At 41.7% G+C, this 16,767-nt stretch carries 17 protein-coding genes and 1 riboswitch; of the genes, 15 read left to right on the top strand and 2 right to left on the bottom strand.

The features are described 5' to 3' along the window. Positions 1-5 precede the first annotated feature (5 nt). Positions 6-665, bottom strand: a complete 660-nt coding sequence (locus L1N85_RS03100; RefSeq protein WP_235234714.1) for an acetyltransferase — start codon at positions 663-665, stop codon at positions 6-8. 209 nt (positions 666-874) lie between these two features. On the opposite strand from L1N85_RS03100, the gene L1N85_RS03095 reads away from it, so the two are divergent. The 10 genes from L1N85_RS03095 to L1N85_RS03050 all read left to right on the top strand — a co-directional run bounded on the left by L1N85_RS03095 (position 875) and on the right by L1N85_RS03050 (position 12,153). Continuing rightward, complete coding sequence (locus L1N85_RS03095; RefSeq protein ID WP_235234713.1) at positions 875-2,062, top strand: nucleotidyltransferase domain-containing protein; 1,188 nt, start codon at positions 875-877, stop codon at positions 2,060-2,062. A 31-nt stretch (positions 2,063-2,093) separates the two neighbouring features. After that, complete coding sequence (locus L1N85_RS03090) at positions 2,094-3,314, top strand: glycosyltransferase (protein ID WP_235234712.1); 1,221 nt, start codon at positions 2,094-2,096, stop codon at positions 3,312-3,314. After that, positions 3,311-4,357: a glycosyltransferase family 2 protein gene (locus tag L1N85_RS03085; RefSeq protein ID WP_235234711.1), complete on the top strand. Its 1,047-nt coding sequence runs from the start codon at positions 3,311-3,313 to the stop codon at positions 4,355-4,357. The genes L1N85_RS03090 and L1N85_RS03085 overlap by 4 nt, the downstream gene beginning before the upstream one ends. Positions 4,358-4,360: 3 nt before the next feature. Continuing rightward, the gene (locus tag L1N85_RS03080) at positions 4,361-5,518 is read left to right on the top strand and encodes a polysaccharide pyruvyl transferase family protein (protein WP_235234710.1); all 1,158 of its coding nucleotides are present in this window, start codon (positions 4,361-4,363) and stop codon (positions 5,516-5,518) included. 7 nt (positions 5,519-5,525) lie between these two features. Next, a complete protein-coding gene (locus L1N85_RS03075) occupies positions 5,526-6,719 on the top strand; it encodes a glycosyltransferase (RefSeq protein WP_235234709.1) in 1,194 nt (397 codons plus the stop codon). Between the two features lie 11 nt (positions 6,720-6,730). After that, a complete protein-coding gene (locus L1N85_RS03070) occupies positions 6,731-7,912 on the top strand; it encodes a glycosyltransferase (protein WP_235234708.1) in 1,182 nt (393 codons plus the stop codon). A 17-nt stretch (positions 7,913-7,929) separates the two neighbouring features. Then, positions 7,930-9,117 (top strand): glycoside hydrolase family 88 protein, encoded by a 1,188-nt coding sequence (locus tag L1N85_RS03065; protein WP_235234733.1) that lies wholly within the window; start codon positions 7,930-7,932, stop codon positions 9,115-9,117. Positions 9,118-9,135: 18 nt separating this feature from the next. Further along, positions 9,136-10,716 (top strand): lipopolysaccharide biosynthesis protein, encoded by a 1,581-nt coding sequence (locus L1N85_RS03060; protein WP_235234707.1) that lies wholly within the window; start codon positions 9,136-9,138, stop codon positions 10,714-10,716. Positions 10,717-10,747: 31 nt separating this feature from the next. Continuing rightward, positions 10,748-11,782: a UDP-glucose 4-epimerase GalE gene (gene galE / locus L1N85_RS03055; protein WP_235234706.1), complete on the top strand. Its 1,035-nt coding sequence runs from the start codon at positions 10,748-10,750 to the stop codon at positions 11,780-11,782. A gap of 109 nt (positions 11,783-11,891) precedes the next feature. Next, positions 11,892-11,974, top strand: a riboswitch (cyclic di-GMP riboswitch). Positions 11,975-11,991: 17 nt separating this feature from the next. Then, on the top strand, positions 11,992-12,153 hold the full coding sequence (locus L1N85_RS03050; protein WP_235234705.1) for an anti-repressor SinI family protein: 162 nt from the start codon (positions 11,992-11,994) through the stop codon (positions 12,151-12,153). Between the two features lie 14 nt (positions 12,154-12,167). Here the strand turns inward: L1N85_RS03050 and L1N85_RS03045 are convergent, their stop codons facing one another. Beyond that, a complete protein-coding gene (locus tag L1N85_RS03045; RefSeq protein WP_235234704.1) occupies positions 12,168-12,497 on the bottom strand; it encodes a helix-turn-helix domain-containing protein in 330 nt (109 codons plus the stop codon). A gap of 335 nt (positions 12,498-12,832) precedes the next feature. Between L1N85_RS03045 and L1N85_RS03040 the strand changes: the two genes are divergently transcribed. From L1N85_RS03040 to L1N85_RS03020, 5 genes are all read left to right on the top strand, one after another. After that, positions 12,833-14,773 carry a lasso peptide isopeptide bond-forming cyclase gene (locus tag L1N85_RS03040; protein ID WP_235234703.1) on the top strand — a complete coding sequence of 647 codons (1,941 nt, stop codon included), beginning with the start codon at positions 12,833-12,835 and terminating at the stop codon, positions 14,771-14,773. A gap of 16 nt (positions 14,774-14,789) precedes the next feature. Further along, positions 14,790-14,951 carry a hypothetical protein gene (locus L1N85_RS03035; protein WP_235234702.1) on the top strand — a complete coding sequence of 54 codons (162 nt, stop codon included), beginning with the start codon at positions 14,790-14,792 and terminating at the stop codon, positions 14,949-14,951. A 94-nt stretch (positions 14,952-15,045) separates the two neighbouring features. Then, entirely contained in the window at positions 15,046-15,966 is a 921-nt protein-coding gene (locus L1N85_RS03030; RefSeq protein ID WP_235234701.1) for a phosphoenolpyruvate carboxykinase (ATP), read from the top strand. Positions 15,967-15,984: 18 nt separating this feature from the next. After that, positions 15,985-16,278 carry a lasso peptide biosynthesis PqqD family chaperone gene (locus L1N85_RS03025; RefSeq protein ID WP_407946311.1) on the top strand — a complete coding sequence of 98 codons (294 nt, stop codon included), beginning with the start codon at positions 15,985-15,987 and terminating at the stop codon, positions 16,276-16,278. A gap of 15 nt (positions 16,279-16,293) precedes the next feature. Beyond that, entirely contained in the window at positions 16,294-16,746 is a 453-nt protein-coding gene (locus tag L1N85_RS03020) for a lasso peptide biosynthesis B2 protein (RefSeq protein ID WP_235234699.1), read from the top strand. Positions 16,747-16,767 lie beyond the last annotated feature (21 nt).

Raw genomic sequence — 16,767 nt, 5'->3', positions numbered from 1 at the left:
GAAAGTCATAGATAACGTTCTCCTGCCTCTCTGTTTCTAATAACCTTGGCAGGTGTTCCATATGCGACGACATGAGAAGCGATGCTGGTTAAGACGGTCGAGCCTGCGCCGATTACGGAATGCTCGCCAATCGTTTGGCCATGAATGATGTTAGCACCCATCGAGACGACCGAATAGTCGCCAATGCTAACGTTTCCGCCCGTGGCTGCCTTTGGGGCAAAGGTAACGAATCGGCCTACGTTGCAGTCATGATCCACGGAAGCATGGGTATAGAGCACGTTGTGCTCGCCGATAATCGTATCGCTGTTAATGATAGCGCCGGCCATGAGCACAGAACCGGCACCGATAGCAGCTCCCCTCGCAACTGACGCCGTTGGATGAATGGCGGTCACGAAATGAAATTGGGGATTGATGGTGCGAATAGCGTCTGCAATGTTCGCTCTCTTCCAATTATCTCCGATCGCGATGATACCGCTGCTCACGCGATCTGCATTCGCGGCCAGCCAAGCTTCGTCTCCCAGTATTTCATAGCCATAGAAAGAAGTGCCTGCCGGCTTATAGCCGTCAAGCAAACCTGCGATACGGTAACGGCCATCTTTTTCAATTGTGTCAATGACAGCCTTTGCATGGCCGCCGGCACCGTATACGATAATCGGATCAATCATTGCATTCTCCCCCATATTTGCTATTCCAATTCAATGATCTCTTTCATTCTAGCAGAATCGATCGATTTATTCTAAAGGAATAGTGAACTTTTTGGAATGGTAATTGACAGATGATAAGTAAGGTGATAATCTGTATTCATGTTCGTTTTATAGAACAAAATAATTATTTTTTTGTTCGCTATTGGCTAATTGGTATGAAGGAGAAATTCATGAATAATGACGTTGCTTTCCATATGGAAGACTTGTCAAATGAGCTGAAGCTTATGCTTGCACTGCTTTCTAACGATGAAGGCGAAGATCTCACTTTCGAATTACAGGAGCTCTTACGGACTGCCGATTGGGATCGGTTTATAGAGCTGGCAAGACATCATCGTGTGTTTCCGTCATTGAATCGGAAGCTTCAGGAGTTGAAATCCGCGGATATCCCGACCTTCGTGTCTACCATGTTCCACCGGGATTATTACCGCAATACATTGCAAATGCTTGGATTAAGCGGGGAAATGGAGCAGCTGGCCAAAACGTTCTCCGATGAGGGGATTCGGACCCTATTTTTGAAGGGACCAGTCATAGCGGCAGATCTCTACGGGGATGTATCACTGCGAACCTCCTGCGATTTGGATCTTCTTATTCCGCTGAAGGAGCTGGAACAAGCCGAGTCGCTTCTTCTGAATCTCGGTTACGAGAAGGATGATTATATTGTCTCTGTTCTGAATGACTGGAAATGGAGACATCACCATACGACCTTCATCCATCCCGTGAAGAGGACTAAGGTGGAGCTGCATTGGAGGCTGAACCCGGCGCCCTCGAAGGAACCGAGCTTTAATGAGCTATGGAGCAGGAAGCGGAAGAGCTCCTTAATCAGCAGGTCCATCTATTATCTGGGCCGGGAAGACTTATTTCTGTTCCTCGTCTCTCACGGTGCGCGCCATGGCTGGTCCAGACTTCGTTGGCTGCTTGATATTAAACAGCTTGTTAATCAGAAGCTGGATTGGCCGGGGCTAGTGAAGTTATTAAAAAAGCACAGTTATTTGCATATCGGAGGACAGTCGCTTCACCTTGCTGCCCGCTTACTGTCAGTCCCTCTGCGTGAGGACATGAAGCCGCTTCTGATTGGAAGAAAGGCGGATTGGCTCGCTGAGGACGCGATGTTCTACGTTCATCGTATGGTGAACCTGCACACGGATCCGATACCTGAAGAGGTGGGGCGCTATCATAAGCGTTACTTATTCTCCCTCCTTACACCCCGGCAAAAAATGACTTTCATTGCCAGCTTTCTTTATCCTTATCCGGAGGATGCGGACACATTGCCATTACCTAAGCCGTTACATTTTCTTTATTTCCCGCTTCGCCCTTTTTTATGGGCTTGGAGGAAAACAAGAAAGCAGGCTTTATCATAAATAGAATGATTTCAATTATTAGGAGATAACGATGAGAAACATATTGATTGCTTCCTATGACATGGAGGTTGGCGGCGTCGAAAGAAGTCTTGCCGGCATGCTGGATGAATTTGATTATGCGCATTTTGATGTCAGCCTTATGCTGTATCGGCATAAAGGGGATTTTATGGAACTGCTCAATGATAAAGCCAGGCTGATGGGAGAAATTCCTCAGTATGCAACTTTGCGTAAGGGAATAGGGGAGCTAATGAGATCCAATCAGCTCCAGTTAGGAATCATGCGTCTCCTTTCTAAGCTGCACGCTTCGATTATTTGCAGGTTCTTGGGCATTGCCGAATCAGGTTATATCCAGCAGCAATTAATGTGGAAATATGCCTTACCGTTTCTTCCAAAATTGCCGCAGGAATATGATATGGCAATTAGTTATTTGTGGCCGCATTACTTTGTTGCCGAAAAGGTAAAAGCTGAGAAGAAGGCAGCATGGATTCATACGGATTATTCAACCATAGAAACGATTCGAAGCATGGATCTCGTTATGTGGGATAAATTCGATTACATTATAGCCGTTTCAGATGCATGCAGAAACTCTTTTCTTAAGAAGTATGAATCTTTAAGCCATAAAGTCATCGTCATCGAAAATATTATGTCACCCGAATTTATTAAAAGTATGGCATCCGAGCCATTACCAAATAATCCAATGAGTTCAGACACAAGATTTAAGCTGCTGACGGTTGGAAGGCTTTCTCACGCCAAAGGAATCGACAATGCAGTAAAGGCGTTTAAACTTCTCATGGATAAAGGGTATAACGACATCGTTTGGTACGTCGTAGGTTATGGCGGGGATGAGGCTATGATTCAGGACTTGATTGCCGAATATAAGATTGAAGATCGATTTATTCTCCTAGGCAAACAAACGAATCCATATCCCTATATTCAGGCTTGCGATATGTATGTGCAACCATCCAGATATGAAGGGAAGGCCGTAACCGTAACGGAAGCTAAGGTTCTGGGCAAACCAATTGTCATAACCAACTATTCGACTGCGCAAAGTCAAGTTCATAATGAAGTCGACGGGTATATCACAGATTTGTCCATAGAGGGTATAGCTGATGGCATTGAAAAGCTATATTTGGACAATGAGCTCAGAGAACGTATGGCAAGTAATTGCGCAAGTTTTGAATATAGTAATCGCGAAGAGCTGGATAAGTTGTATAGATTGATTCATGAAAGAGAGAGGGGGCTCGTTACATGAATATGAAGGTAAGTGTAATTATTCCCGTGTATAATGCGGAAAAGTATATTTCGGAATGCATCGATTCCTTACTTGCTCAGACGCTTCAACATTGCGAGTTTATATTCGTTAATGATGGCTGCAGCGATAGAAGCCGTTTAATCATTGAAGGTTATCAGAATAAGGATGCCCGAATTAAGCTCATTAATCAGCCTAACCAAGGAGTAAGCGCAGCGCGGAACAACGGCATTGCGGCGGCTGTCGGCGAATATGTCGGTTTCGTAGATGCCGATGATTGGGTCGAGCCAAGCATGTTCGAAACGCTGTATGACGCCGCGGCTGCTGAACAGTGTGATATCGTGTTCTCTAATTTCGAAAGCGAGCAGGATGGGCGGAGGTTTGTAAACCAATGCCCCTTCCCAGCAGGCGAAGTATTGGATAAATATTATATCAGTAAAGAGATTTTTCCTATATATGTAAAAGGGGATCAATTGAATTCGGTATGGAACAAATTGTATAAAGCTGCGCTTATTCGAGGGCATAAGGTGCAGTTTCCAGATGAAATAGCTTTGGGGGAAGATGGGTTATTTAATATTAAAGCTATAAGCTGCAGCGTACATGTAAAATATATCGACTTTACGGGCTATCATTATAGAGAGGCTCCGGGCAGCGCTTCTCGTAACATTGCGAAGAAAGACTATTTCGCTGGAGCTCTGGATGTATATCAAATGAAGCTGCCACCAGCATTCTTGTCTCAGCTGGATGAGGAGAAGGTACTTTCGCTTAAGTCATTTAGGCTTATTAAGTCAGTCATATCGTATATTCATCTTTATTATATGCCGGCAACCGGGCTTAGTTTTCGGCAGAAATATCGCTATGTGAAAAAAATGCTTGAGCATAAAGCTATCCATGAAGCTATACCACGGTATAAGGAGCAAATTAACGGTGAGCTTGGCAGGTATGAATGGCTGATTCTTCTTATGATGAAATCCAAATCTGCAATGGCATTATATTGGCTCACTGCATACAGCAGAACTAGAAATAAACAATCTATTGGAGGTTAAGACATGAGAATTATGATGTTTGCACATGGCGGGAGCTTAAATAGAGGCTGCGAGGCAATCGTAAGATCATCGACTAAGCTTATAAAAGAAGAGATTAATGGAGCTAAGGTATACTTGGCTTCGGATAAACCTCATACGGATAAGGTCATTCCATCGTTGGACGAGGTTTATGATGGATCAAAATCTGATCTAAGAAAGTATTCTTTTAATTGGTTCATATCTTCACTTCAGTATAAGCTGCTAAAGAATGAAACCTACGCTTTGGGAATCATTGAACAGAAAATTATTAACCGTATCAAGGATATGGACGTTTGCTTATCCATAGGGGGAGATAACTATTGCTACGGGGAACAGCCTAATTGGTACGAAATTGATAGAAGAATAAAAGCTCAGGGAAAAAAATTGGTTTTATGGGGCTGTTCAATAGGAGAAGAAGATATGTCCGAAAGAAAGCTGCGTGATTTACAATTGTTTGACTTAATACTTGCGCGTGAAACCTTAACGTACAACATGCTCAAAAATAAAGGATTACATAATGTTAGACTTTGCGCGGATCCGGCATTCACGATGGAGCAAGAAGAGTTAGTTTTGCCAGAGGGGTGGCAAGAAGGAAACACGATCGGTATTAATTTCAGCCCGCTTGTATGGAAGAGAAATAAAAATTCCAAAGAAGCAGTGACAGAGCTTATTAAACATATTCTAACGAACTCAGACATGACCATTGCACTTACTCCCCATGTTGTAGACCATGGCAATAACGATTATGAAGCACTGAAAAATTTCCATGAGGAATTCAAGAATACAGGACGTATCATTCTGTTGCCGGATCATCTAACAGCTGTTCAATACAAGGGATACATAGCAAGAATGAGGTTTTTCATAGGTGCGAGAACTCACGCGACGATAGCGGCATATTCCAATTACGTGCCGACTATGGTATTAGGATACAGCGTGAAGTCGAAGGGAATCGCTAAAGATATTTTTGATGAAGAGAAACTGGTGTTAGGAATTGAGGATATTTCTAACAGCAGCAAATTAATCGGCTGTTTTAACGAGATGATTCGAGAAGAAGAAGCAATAAGGAAACGGCTGAAGAAGTCAATTCCCCAAATTAAAAAGATGTCGTATAAAGCAGTGGAATATTTAAGAGAGCTTTGCTGAGGTGAGCATGAAAAAAAATCTATTGTTCGTTATTCCCAGTTTGTCAGCCGGAGGGGGAGAACGCAGCTTGGTGAATCTACTCTCCCAAATTGACTACAGCCAATATAACGTAGATTTGTTTTTGTTTAGCCATGAGGGTTTATTTATGGACTTAGTGCCTGAGGAGGTATGCGTACTGCCCTTGCCGGACAGCTACAATCGGTTCGCACTGCCTCTGAAGCATTCGGTCACACAGTTCTTATTGGCGGGAAGAGCATCACTTGCTTATAACAGAATCATGTTCAGCTTAAAAAACAGGACAATAAAAAATGTAGCACTAAGAGAGCAGTTAAGCTGGAAATACCTTTCCAGTTCCATGAAAAACGTCATGAAACAATACGATGCAGCTATCGGGTATTTGGAGAAAACATCGATCTACTATTGTGTCGAGAAGGTGGAAGCTTCGAAAAAAATAGGATGGGTTCACACGGACTATGACAAGTTAGGTATGGACCCTTGTTTTGATATTAACTATTTCAAAAAACTGGATCACATCGTTACCGTTTCAGAGGAATGCGCAAATATTTTAAAACGTCGCTTTCCTGATCAGGATGAAAAGGTGAATGTCATTCAAAATATCGTTTCTCCGACGGTTATCAACCAGTTGGCAGATGAAGGTCATGTGGATGTTTTCAATAGAAAAGGCGACGAAATCGTTGTCCTTTCTGTCGGAAGGTTAAATGATGAAAAGGGCTTTGATTTGGCTATTAAAGCTTGTAAGAAGCTAGTCGACCAGGGCTGTAACTTTCAGTGGAATGTTATTGGCGAAGGGGAAGAGAGAGAGAACTTAACGAAATTAATTATGGAGTATGGGGTAGAAAATCATTTTAAGCTGCTTGGATTAAAACCCAATCCATATCCGTACATCAAACAAGCAGATATCTATGCGCAAACATCTAAATTCGAGGGGAAATCCATCGCTATCGATGAGGCCAAAATTTTGAATAAACCCATTCTTGTTACAAATTTCTCAACGGCCAATGATCAAATAAAGAATGGAGTTGAAGGTCTCATAGTCGAAATGAATTCGGAAGCTGTCGCTTCTGGTATTGAAAAGCTGATCAAGGAAAAGCGGTTAAGGAGTAGTATGTCAACTCATTTATCCGGATTACAATTAGGAACAGAAGAAGAAATAGAAAAGCTTTATAAGCTTCTTGGATAGGTGGATAAGCCATGAAGAAAAAACTTTTATTCGTGATGAATAATCTGAACTGCGGCGGTGCTGAGAAGTCTCTTATTTCACTGTTGCAAACCATAGATTACGCCAAGCATGAGGTTGATTTGTATTTATTTAAGCATGAAGGTATGTTCTTCAATAAGCTGCCCAAGGAAGTCAACCTATTAAATGAGCCTCCCCTTATCCATTATTTTGATATGCCCATAAAAACGGCTGTTATGAATTGTATGAAAAAGCGGAAGTTCAAACTGGCATTATCGAGAATTCGTGCAGGCTATATCTTTAAAACAGAAAAAAACAATGCGCGATGTGAACAGAGGGTATGGAAATATGTGTCGAATTCATTGCAAATGCTTAACAAGGAGTACGATGCAGCGATTGGTTACCTCGAGAAGTCTCCCGTGTATTTTGTTATAGAAAAAGTTAGAGCTCGCACAAAAATCGGATTTATTCATAGCGATTACGACAAACTCGGCATGGATCCAAATATGGATTCTGATTTTTTCCAAAAGCTAAATTATGTCGTTACTGTTTCCGAAGAGTGCGTCCAAATACTGAAGGAACGATTCCCAATGCTTGAGCATAAAATCAAGCTCATGCATAATATCGTATCTCCTGCCGTCGTTACCAGCATGTCATTTGATCCAGTTGCCATTTCCGGAAGTACCGTTACTATTACATCAGTAGGCAGGCTAAACGCTATTAAAGGATTTTCGATGGCGATAGAAGCGTGCGAAAGGCTGGTTAAGGATGGGTATGATATCCGGTGGTTTATTGTTGGAGAAGGCCAGGAAAGAAGGAACCTGGAGATTTTAATTAAAGAGAAAAATCTTCAAAATGCCGTTATTCTTGCAGGACAACAAGAAAATCCATATCCGTATATGAAGGCATGTGATCTTTATGTGCAGACCTCCTTGTTCGAGGGACACTGTTTAACCGTTACCGAGGCAAAAATCTTAAGAAAGCCTATTGTTTCAACCAATTTTAAAGCTATCTATGAGCAATTATCCAATGAAAAAAATGGTTTAATAGTGGAACAGGATGCTGTTTCGATATACAAGGGTATTAAAAGACTAATTGATAATGAGAATTTGAGAAATCATTTCGTGAATAATTTAAAAAAAGAAGAGCTTGGTACTGAGAATGAAATCATAAAATTATACCAGTGGATTGGCTAGCTAAAGGGGTGGTTATTATTTTTTTTCAACTACTTAGTATTTTGCTGCTTATGACCGCAGCGGTTATTGTGTTCATAGATGTCCTGCCTCTTATAAAAGATTGGTTGGGAAGGATTCATATCGGCAGGTTCTCGAATACGAACGAATGGAATTCATCGATAACAAAAGCAGGAATGAGATGGTTGAATCATACCCCGAAAATTAAAGTAACGGATAACACTCGGCTGGTTGTCATCGATATGTTAAAAGGAAACTATACCAAAAACGCCATTCAAAATTGGCAAGAAGCAGCATTGCTTCTAGGATTGGCGGAATATGCAGAGAAGAACAAAAATCCGGAACTGGAACATGAAATCGCTGCGTATTTAAATACTAAATTCGATCGTGAAGGACAGTGGAAACAGAAGCCGGAACATATCGATGCCGTTATATTAAGTTACGCGGTAATGAAATTAAGCTTCATAAATATCGATCGTTATAAATTAGCTTTTGACTACACATGGGAATTGATAAAAGAACATATTGGCGAGGATGGCACTGTACTGTACCGAAAGTCTATGGAAAATTACCGTTATGTAGACACGATCGGTTTTATATGTCCTTTTTTAGTTGCATATGGGATAAGGTACAACAAGGAAGCATGTGTACAGTTAGCTGTAAAACAAGTGCAACAATATGTTCAGTTCGGCATGTTGGAGAACCATTATATACCTAGCCATGCGTATCATATTAAGAGTAGATTGCCGCTTGGTTTATATGGCTGGGGCAGAGGATCAGGATGGTTTGCTCTGGGACTTATCGATTCCTGGATGGAGCTTCCGACAGAGCATAACTCCAAACCCGTACTTGAGGAATTTATTAAGAGGTTTGCCGGGGCGATTTTAACCTTTCAAAGGGTGGATGGAAACTGGAATTGGACCGTCACGAGAAGTGAATCAAGACCAGATTCTTCTACCACTGCGACATTAGGATATTTTTTACTGCAGGCTTCTCAAATTGAGGAAATCGCAGAGAAATGTACAGAAGGAGCAGAGCGGGCTGTTCGCTATCTGATGAAGGTGACAAGAAGAAATGGAGCAGTTGATTTTTCGCAAGGGGACACAAAGGATATAGGTGTTTATTCCATGCTGTTTAATATCTTGCCTTTCACACAGGGATTTTGTATTCGAATGGTTAACGCTGCTGCTAGAAAAAAGGTCGCATGAATGAGATAGGGGATTTATATGAGAGTGAAAAGCTCTTTATTAAATATTTCGGCCGGCTTGGGTAATCAAATCATAATAACGATTCTTAGCTTAGTCTCACGCACTGTGTTTATTAACAGTTTAGGAATCGAATATTTAGGCATAAACGGATTATTTACGAGCATTCTCGCTATGCTTACATTGGCAGAAGCAGGGATAGGCTCCAGCATCATTTATAATCTGTATAAACCGGTGGCTGATAACAATCAGCCCCAAATATTGGCATTGATGCAGCTATACAAAAGAGTATACCTTGTTATAGCGGGAGTCGTATTGCTGCTTGGGCTGGGACTAATGCCATTTCTTGATCTAATTATCAAGGATACAAGCGTAGAAAACCTTAATCTCATTTATTTATTATTCCTTATCAATACGGCAGCTCCTTATTTATTTGTATATAAGCATTCCTTTTTAAATGTAAATCAAAAAAACTACATCGTAACAGCCGTTTTCTCAGTGTCAGCTATCCTATCCACCTGTATGAAAATTGCCATTTTGTTTTATACAGAAAATTACATTTTGTACCTTGTTATTGAAAGCAGCATCTCCATTGTTACATCAATTATATTAGCCATCATAGTCGATAAGATGTATCCAATCTTGAGGAAGAAAATACAGACAATGCTTGATCCGGAAACGAAAGCTAATTTTATAAAAAACATGAAAGCCATTATCCTCCAAAATGTAGGTAATTACTTTATATTTGGAGTGGACAGCATTATGATCTCTACATTCGTCAGTATCGCGGCCGTTGGTCTATATTCCAATTACAAAATGCTAATCGATATTTGCAGAACCTTTCTTAATCAAATATTTGCAAATATGTATCATAGCTTGGGCAATTTGGTTGCAAAGGAGAGTGCCGGTGCGATCTATCGCATATTCAAAGTAACGTATCTTCTCAACTTTTGGTTATATTCTTGTTTGTCCATTGGTCTATATGTAATGGTTGAGCCATTAATCGTCATGTGGATCGGTCCGGAATTTACAATGCCCAATGTCGTTTTGCTTCTGCTCGTCATTGCTTTTTTCGAAAGAGGAATGCGCAACTCGTTAAGTGCGGTGAAAACAACGGCAGGAATATTTCACGAGGATCGTTTTACTCCGTTATTTCAGGCTTCCGTTAATCTTACCGTGTCTCTCATTCTTGTGCATTATCTGGGTATAGCCGGTATATTCATAGGCTCCTTGGTAAGCGCGATCATGGTTCCATTCTGGTATACGCCATTACTGGTCTACAGAAAAGTATTTCATCAGCCAATTCGCTATTATTTCTTTAGTTACGCGCGTTATACGTTAATCGGAATAGTCGCATGTATAATTGTCAGCAGTGTTATTGAAATGGTGCCTTCAACCACGATCATGTGGTTAGCTTTGAAGGGTGTTGCTTGCTTCATTCTCGTCAATGCGATCTACATTGGCGTATTTCATCGTACGGAGGAATTCAAATATTTGTTTGGAATCATGCATAGTTTGTTTAATAAGGTGCCAAAAGTCAATTTGATCTTGAACAAAGCCTTTAAACGGGATAGAGATATGGATGTTAGTGGAAACAAGTAATATTCTTTAACTATGGAGAGGGGTAAGTGTAATGGCCATTCTAATTACTGGCGGTGCAGGGTATATCGGGAGTCATACATGCGTAGAGCTTCTTGAGGCGGGCTATGAGATTGTTATTGTCGACAATTTATCAAACAGCAGTCCAATGGCATTGAACCGGATAGCTGAGATTACGAATAAAAACTTTACCTTTTACAAAATGGACCTGTTGGACCGAAACGGACTCGACGACGTATTCTCCAGACATTCCATTGATGCGATTATGCATTTTGCCGGTCTTAAGGCAGTCGGAGAGTCCGTTCGCTTGCCGCTGACGTATTACCATACGAACATAATGAGCACCCTGGTCCTCTGTGAGGTTATGCAGAAGCACGGCGTACATAAGCTGGTATTTAGCTCGTCGGCTACGGTCTATGGGCTGCAGGAGCAGGTGCCGATCTCCGAAAACTTCCCCCTTGAAGCAACGAATCCATACGGACAGACAAAGCTGATGCTTGAGCAAATATTGCTGGATCTGGCGAAGTCTAACGAGCAGTGGGGAATTTCGATTTTGCGTTATTTTAATCCTATTGGAGCGCATGAGAGTGGAAAGATCGGTGAAAATCCGAATGGCATTCCGAATAATTTGCTTCCGTTTATTTCGCAAGTAGCCGTCCAGAAGCTGGAGCAAGTAAACGTATTTGGTGACGATTATCCCACAGCAGATGGAACTGGAGTTCGGGATTATATACATGTAGTTGATCTGGCAAAGGGGCACATGCGGGCGTTAGAGAGGATACTGGGCAAGACCGGCGTAGATGTCTATAACCTGGGAACGGGCCGCGGCTATAGCGTGCTTGAGATGATCGCTGTATTCGAGAGGGTATCAGGCCGCAGCATTCCGTATTCGATTGTAGATCGGAGACCTGGCGACATCGCTGTTTGCTTCGCGGATACGTCCAAGGCAAATGAAGAGTTAGGCTGGGCTGCTCTTCGCGGTATTGAAGAAATGTGCAAGGACGCGTGGCGCTGGCAGTATTCGAATCCGAATGGCTATGAGCAGGAAGAGCTATTTGCAACGAACTAGCAAGATTTCGATTTCGACAAAAATTGCAACAAACTAACATTTTTGTGAGACATGAACCGACAACATGCGCAAAAGAGCTGAATTATAATACAATAGAAACCAAATAAAGAAGAAAAAGGGAGACGTTGAAATGCGTTTAGTATCTGGGCACCTTAAACGCAGGGAGTCAGTGGTGCAACCGTCCCAAATCGAATGGGGGACATAGAATTATGGTGCTTGTAAAATCAGAGGATAATCAGGACTTGGATAAGGAATGGGTAGCCTTAATAAAAGACGCGCGATCAATGGGATTTACGAAAGAAGATGTGCGTAAAGTTCTTCTGTGCCTTCAGGAAAGCGGCAAGGATGATACGAAAGAAACGGCTGTTTAATAACAAAAAAAGCGCTATTCGCGCTTGATCTTCCACTTGTTGAATTCCAAAAATTCTTTGAACTGATCTTTGCTGACACCAGAGGCCATAGCTTCTCTAACCAAATCGGCCCATTCATGGTCAAGATGATCTGCCTTTTGCTCAATCTGGTCGCTATTCAAAAATTGTTCAACTGTAACATTCAAAACAGCGCCTACCTTTTCGAGAAACTGAATCGAAGGATTTTGCTGGAGCCCTCGTTCAATGGAGCTTAAATAAGATTTAGCGACGCCGGCTCTTTGTGAGAGCTCGGTCAGTGATAGGCCATTTCTCTTGCGCAGCATCTTAATACGTTCTCCGATCATAGCAAACTCCTCCGTCCTCACATCATCGTAGACTATCTTCTATTATAACGAAATATTCTCAATTGTAAAAGCTTTGATGTTTCCGCTACTGTAAGTTATTGGATACTAATTACATAAATCAATGGAATGAAACTTACTATATCATTCGTAAATCTATTAGTAAATAAGGGTGTATAATAACGTTCTTTATAGTGAATGAAAAATGTGATTTTTACGAAAAAAAAGCTGTTTTAATGATTGACAACGGTGTTTAACAGGTGTAATATGCAATTATGTTCTTTATTAAGAACCACACTCATTTAGATTACAAAGTCAATTACCCACAGGAGGAACATATGAGCGCCATCGCAGGTGTATTTCAAACGGATAACGCATTTCACATATTTGAGCAAGGAAGCAGCCTGATGGATGCTTTAACCCGATATCCCTGCGATACAGCTCAAGCGTGGCATGTGAATAATATATTCCTTGGCTGTCATAACCAGTGGATAACGCCTGAGTCGATTGACGAACAAAATCCATATTATGATTCCGAAAAAGGATTGGTGATTACCGCTGATGCCATCATCGATAACCGCGCTGAGTTGTTTGATTTACTGAAGGTGCATAAGGACCTTAGAAAGCAAATGACGGACAGTGAGTTAATCATGCTGGCATATGATAAGTGGGGCGAGGAATCACCTGGATTTCTAATCGGCGACTTTGCCTTTATGATTTGGGATGAGCGAGAGTGTCGGTTGTTTGGCGCCCGGGACTTTTCCGGCAGCCGTACACTTTACTATCATTGGAATCAGAATCGTTTCGCTTTTTGTACGACAATCGAACCATTATTTTTTTTGCCTGGCATTAAGAAGCAAATGAATGAACAATGGCTTGCTGAATTTTTGGTTATCGCTGGTATGGTGGATGTTGCGGATACTTCACTGACAGCCTATCACCATGTTGAACAATTGCCGCCCTCTCATAGTATTACCATAACAGGAGAGAAATTGACTTTAAAGAGATACTGTTTGCTGACGATAGGTGAAAGCCTTCGTTATAAATCGGATGATCAATACGTGGAGGCGTTCCAAGAGGTGTTTCAGGAAGCTGTTTCCTCAAGGCTAAGAACGTTTCGCAATGTTGGGTCGCAACTGAGCGGAGGCTTGGATTCGGGATCGATTGTGAGTTTTGCTGCACGAGAGCTTCGCAAGGATAATAAGCAGCTTCACACCTTTAGTTATGTACCGGCAAGTGATTTTATTGATTATACTCCAAAATATATGATCGCTAACGAGAGACCTTTTATAGAATCCACGGTGCGATACGTGGGTGGAATTAAGGATCACTACCTGGATTTTCAGGGAAGGGATTCCTATTCTGAAATTGACGGGATGCTGGGGATTACAGAAATGCCATATAAGTTTTATGTGAATTCGTTTTGGTTGAGAGGAATGTTTGAGCAAGCGCATAGCCAAGATGCAGGCATCTTGTTAAACGGAGGCAGAGGGAATTTATCTATATCCTGGGGAGGGGCAATTCCTTATTATGCACGGCTCTTAAAAAGATTAAAGTGGATTCGCATGCTGACCGAGCTGCGCCAATACAGTCTTAATATCGGTTCCGGTCGCAAGCAGTTGATGTCTTATGTAGGCAGAGAAGCATTTCCCTTTATTAACCGGTTGCGTCCTTTGGGCAAACCGTACCATGAGCCGACCATCATTCATCCAAAGTTCGCTCGAAAAACGAATGTTTATGCTAAGCTTCGCATGTTTGGAATAGATGAGATTGGCAGGTCAACAACTCAAGATCCTTATGAGCTTAGAAAACAGCATTTTGAGCAATTATTCCAATGGAACGCTAGTAATACACTGTCTGCGAAGTTATCTTTGCGATACTCCCTATGGAAGCGAGACCCGACCAACGATATTAGGGTCATTCGTTATTGTCTATCTTTGCCGGAGGAACAGTATGTACAAAATGGCCTTGACCGTGCCCTGATAAGGAGGGCAACTGAGAATCTTCTTCCTGATAATGTCAGATTAAATCAACGCATTAGAGGAGTGCAAGGTGTGGATTGGGTGCATCGAATGCTTCCTAAGTGGCAACTCTTTACCGATGAGATAGAAAAGATGTGTAAGGATAACTCATTTCTGGAGATTGTAGACGGTAATGTACTAAGGGAGGCTAATTCCAAGCTTAAGGATGGAGTTCGTCCCGAGCATGCGTACGAAGTTCATCTTAAAGTTTTAATGAACAGTCTGATCGTCTACCGCTTTATTAAAAACAATGCATGAAGGGAGGTGATATTCTATGAAAACGAAAAAATTATGGAGTAAGCCGCAGCTTGAGTTTCTTCATGTACATATGACGGAGGCTGCTACCTACACAAGACCAGACCATGACGAAGCCTATAATGGTGATACTACTGCAACGTATCCAAATGGTGATTTTGTTGAGCATCATGTCAGCTAGGGTATAATCTCTTCGTTTGAAGCAAGAAGCCCTTACACATACCATGTATAAGGGCTTCTAACTTATTCAAGCAATAAATGGAGTGAGTATATTATTGAAAACAGAGACGAAAGTCGTATACAAGGCATTTGGATTAACGATAATCAGTGACATTCCGTTTCCTGAGCTTCCGCGTGTAAACGAGGATGTTGAGCATGTCGATATTGTAGTCAAAATGGACACCTTCCTGAAAAGCGGCTTTCATGCTAAGCCGTTTGAATTTGTAGCGGATGATTTTAGGCTGACTGTGCAAATTCCTGATGTAGGGGTCTTCCGAATACAAAAGGGAAAAGAGATTGTCATATCGCCTTTTGCGGGCGCGGACGAGGATCTCATTCGTTTGTATCTTCTTGGATCTTGTTTCGGAGCTTTGTTGCTGCAGAGAGGCTGCTATCCGCTGCATGGAAGCGCAGTGGCTGTCAATGGGAAAGCATACGCTTTTGTAGGTAATTCCGGTGCGGGAAAATCAACGCTTGCTTCAGCATTTATGGAAAAAGGTTATCAGTTGCTAAGCGATGATGTAATCGCAGTGTCATTAACGCAGGAGAACAAAACAGCGCTGGTCACACCTTCATATCCACAGCAAAAGCTATGGCAGCAAAGCTTGGATGCTTTTGGTGTGAGCAACAGTCCATTTCGTTCGATATATGGAAGAGAAAACAAGTTTTGCATACCCGTCGCACATAAATATTGTTCAAGCCCATTGCCGCTTGCAGGAGTATTCGAGCTTGTAAAAACCGATGCGGAATGTATTACGATTCAACCCGTCTTGAGATTAGAGCGTCTGCATAAACTGTTTATGCATACGTACCGTCAATATTTAATCCCAAAAATGAATTTGTCCGAATGGCATTTTGCAAGTTCCGCCGCGCTCGCAACTGTATTGCCTTTTTATCAAATTACGCGATCTACAAAGGGCTTTACTGCCCATCAGCTTGTAGAGATGATATTAAATACCATTCAAAAGGAGGATTAAGTAATGACAAAGAGTACAGTGATATCAACGCATACCCTGCTTTTAGATCAGCTAGTGGTTCGAGGAGATAATAATATTGTAAGCGATATGGGCGGGGAAAAGGTAATGCTTAGTATTGAGAATGGAAAGTACTACAATCTCGGTGTGATGGGCGGGCAGATTTGGGATCTGGTTGATGAGCCAGTCACCATTGCCAGTGTCGTTGACAGCCTGATTCAGGAGTTTGATGTAGAAAAAGCACAGTGTGAAGAGCAAGTGTTATTGTTCTTATCACACTTACTGGAAGAAAGACTTTTGCAAATAATAGAATAGAGTTGTGGTGACTTTATGAGAATGATTAGGAAATGTATGGTGCTGATCCGTTTAGATTTGAACACCATCTTACTATTCGCAGAGTCTGTCATTTTTTTAGGATGGGTCAGAATTCAACTCCTATATCATCCGTTTTCTAAGATTGCGCCTTCTCTAGGCAGATATATGGCGGAAACGGATATAGAATTACGAGTTGAAAATAGAATCGCTCTATTAAATATACGAAATGCGATTCAAATTATGAGCAAATATACGTTTTGGGAAAGCAAGTGCCTGGTTCGAGCAATAGCTGCTATGAAGATGCTGGAGAGACGACGGATCGGCAGCACTCTATATTTAGGGACAGGAAAGGATGACAGCGGGAAAATGATCGCTCATGCTTGGCTGCGAAGCGGTTCTCTTTATATAACGGGTGCGGAAGAAATGCATCGATTTACGATAACGGGCAAGTTTGGCAAAGTGATCTAATCCCAGATACGGAAAGTGATG

Origin of the sequence: Paenibacillus alkaliterrae (assembly GCF_021532375.1) — a bacterium.
GTDB classification, from domain to species: domain Bacteria; phylum Bacillota; class Bacilli; order Paenibacillales; family Paenibacillaceae; genus Pristimantibacillus; species Pristimantibacillus alkaliterrae.
This window is presented reverse-complemented; position numbering and strand designations above follow the sequence as displayed.

Excerpts from the sequence above, each read along its gene's own strand:
- L1N85_RS03050 (WP_235234705.1), top strand. The coding sequence starts at position 11,992 with ATGGTGCTTGTAAAATCAGAGGATAATCAGGACTTGGATAAGGAATGG.
- L1N85_RS03040 (WP_235234703.1), top strand. The coding sequence starts at position 12,833 with ATGAGCGCCATCGCAGGTGTATTTCAAACGGATAACGCATTTCACATA.
- L1N85_RS03085 (WP_235234711.1), top strand. The coding sequence starts at position 3,311 with ATGAATATGAAGGTAAGTGTAATTATTCCCGTGTATAATGCGGAAAAG.
- L1N85_RS03070 (WP_235234708.1), top strand. The coding sequence starts at position 6,731 with ATGAAGAAAAAACTTTTATTCGTGATGAATAATCTGAACTGCGGCGGT.
- L1N85_RS03075 (WP_235234709.1), top strand. The coding sequence starts at position 5,526 with ATGAAAAAAAATCTATTGTTCGTTATTCCCAGTTTGTCAGCCGGAGGG.
- L1N85_RS03020 (WP_235234699.1), top strand. The coding sequence starts at position 16,294 with ATGAGAATGATTAGGAAATGTATGGTGCTGATCCGTTTAGATTTGAAC.
- L1N85_RS03100 (WP_235234714.1), bottom strand. The coding sequence starts at position 665 with ATGATTGATCCGATTATCGTATACGGTGCCGGCGGCCATGCAAAGGCT.
- L1N85_RS03090 (WP_235234712.1), top strand. The coding sequence starts at position 2,094 with ATGAGAAACATATTGATTGCTTCCTATGACATGGAGGTTGGCGGCGTC.
- L1N85_RS03045 (WP_235234704.1), bottom strand. The coding sequence starts at position 12,497 with ATGATCGGAGAACGTATTAAGATGCTGCGCAAGAGAAATGGCCTATCA.
- L1N85_RS03060 (WP_235234707.1), top strand. The coding sequence starts at position 9,136 with ATGAGAGTGAAAAGCTCTTTATTAAATATTTCGGCCGGCTTGGGTAAT.
- L1N85_RS03035 (WP_235234702.1), top strand. The coding sequence starts at position 14,790 with ATGAAAACGAAAAAATTATGGAGTAAGCCGCAGCTTGAGTTTCTTCAT.
- L1N85_RS03080 (WP_235234710.1), top strand. The coding sequence starts at position 4,361 with ATGAGAATTATGATGTTTGCACATGGCGGGAGCTTAAATAGAGGCTGC.
- galE (WP_235234706.1), top strand. The coding sequence starts at position 10,748 with ATGGCCATTCTAATTACTGGCGGTGCAGGGTATATCGGGAGTCATACA.
- L1N85_RS03095 (WP_235234713.1), top strand. The coding sequence starts at position 875 with ATGAATAATGACGTTGCTTTCCATATGGAAGACTTGTCAAATGAGCTG.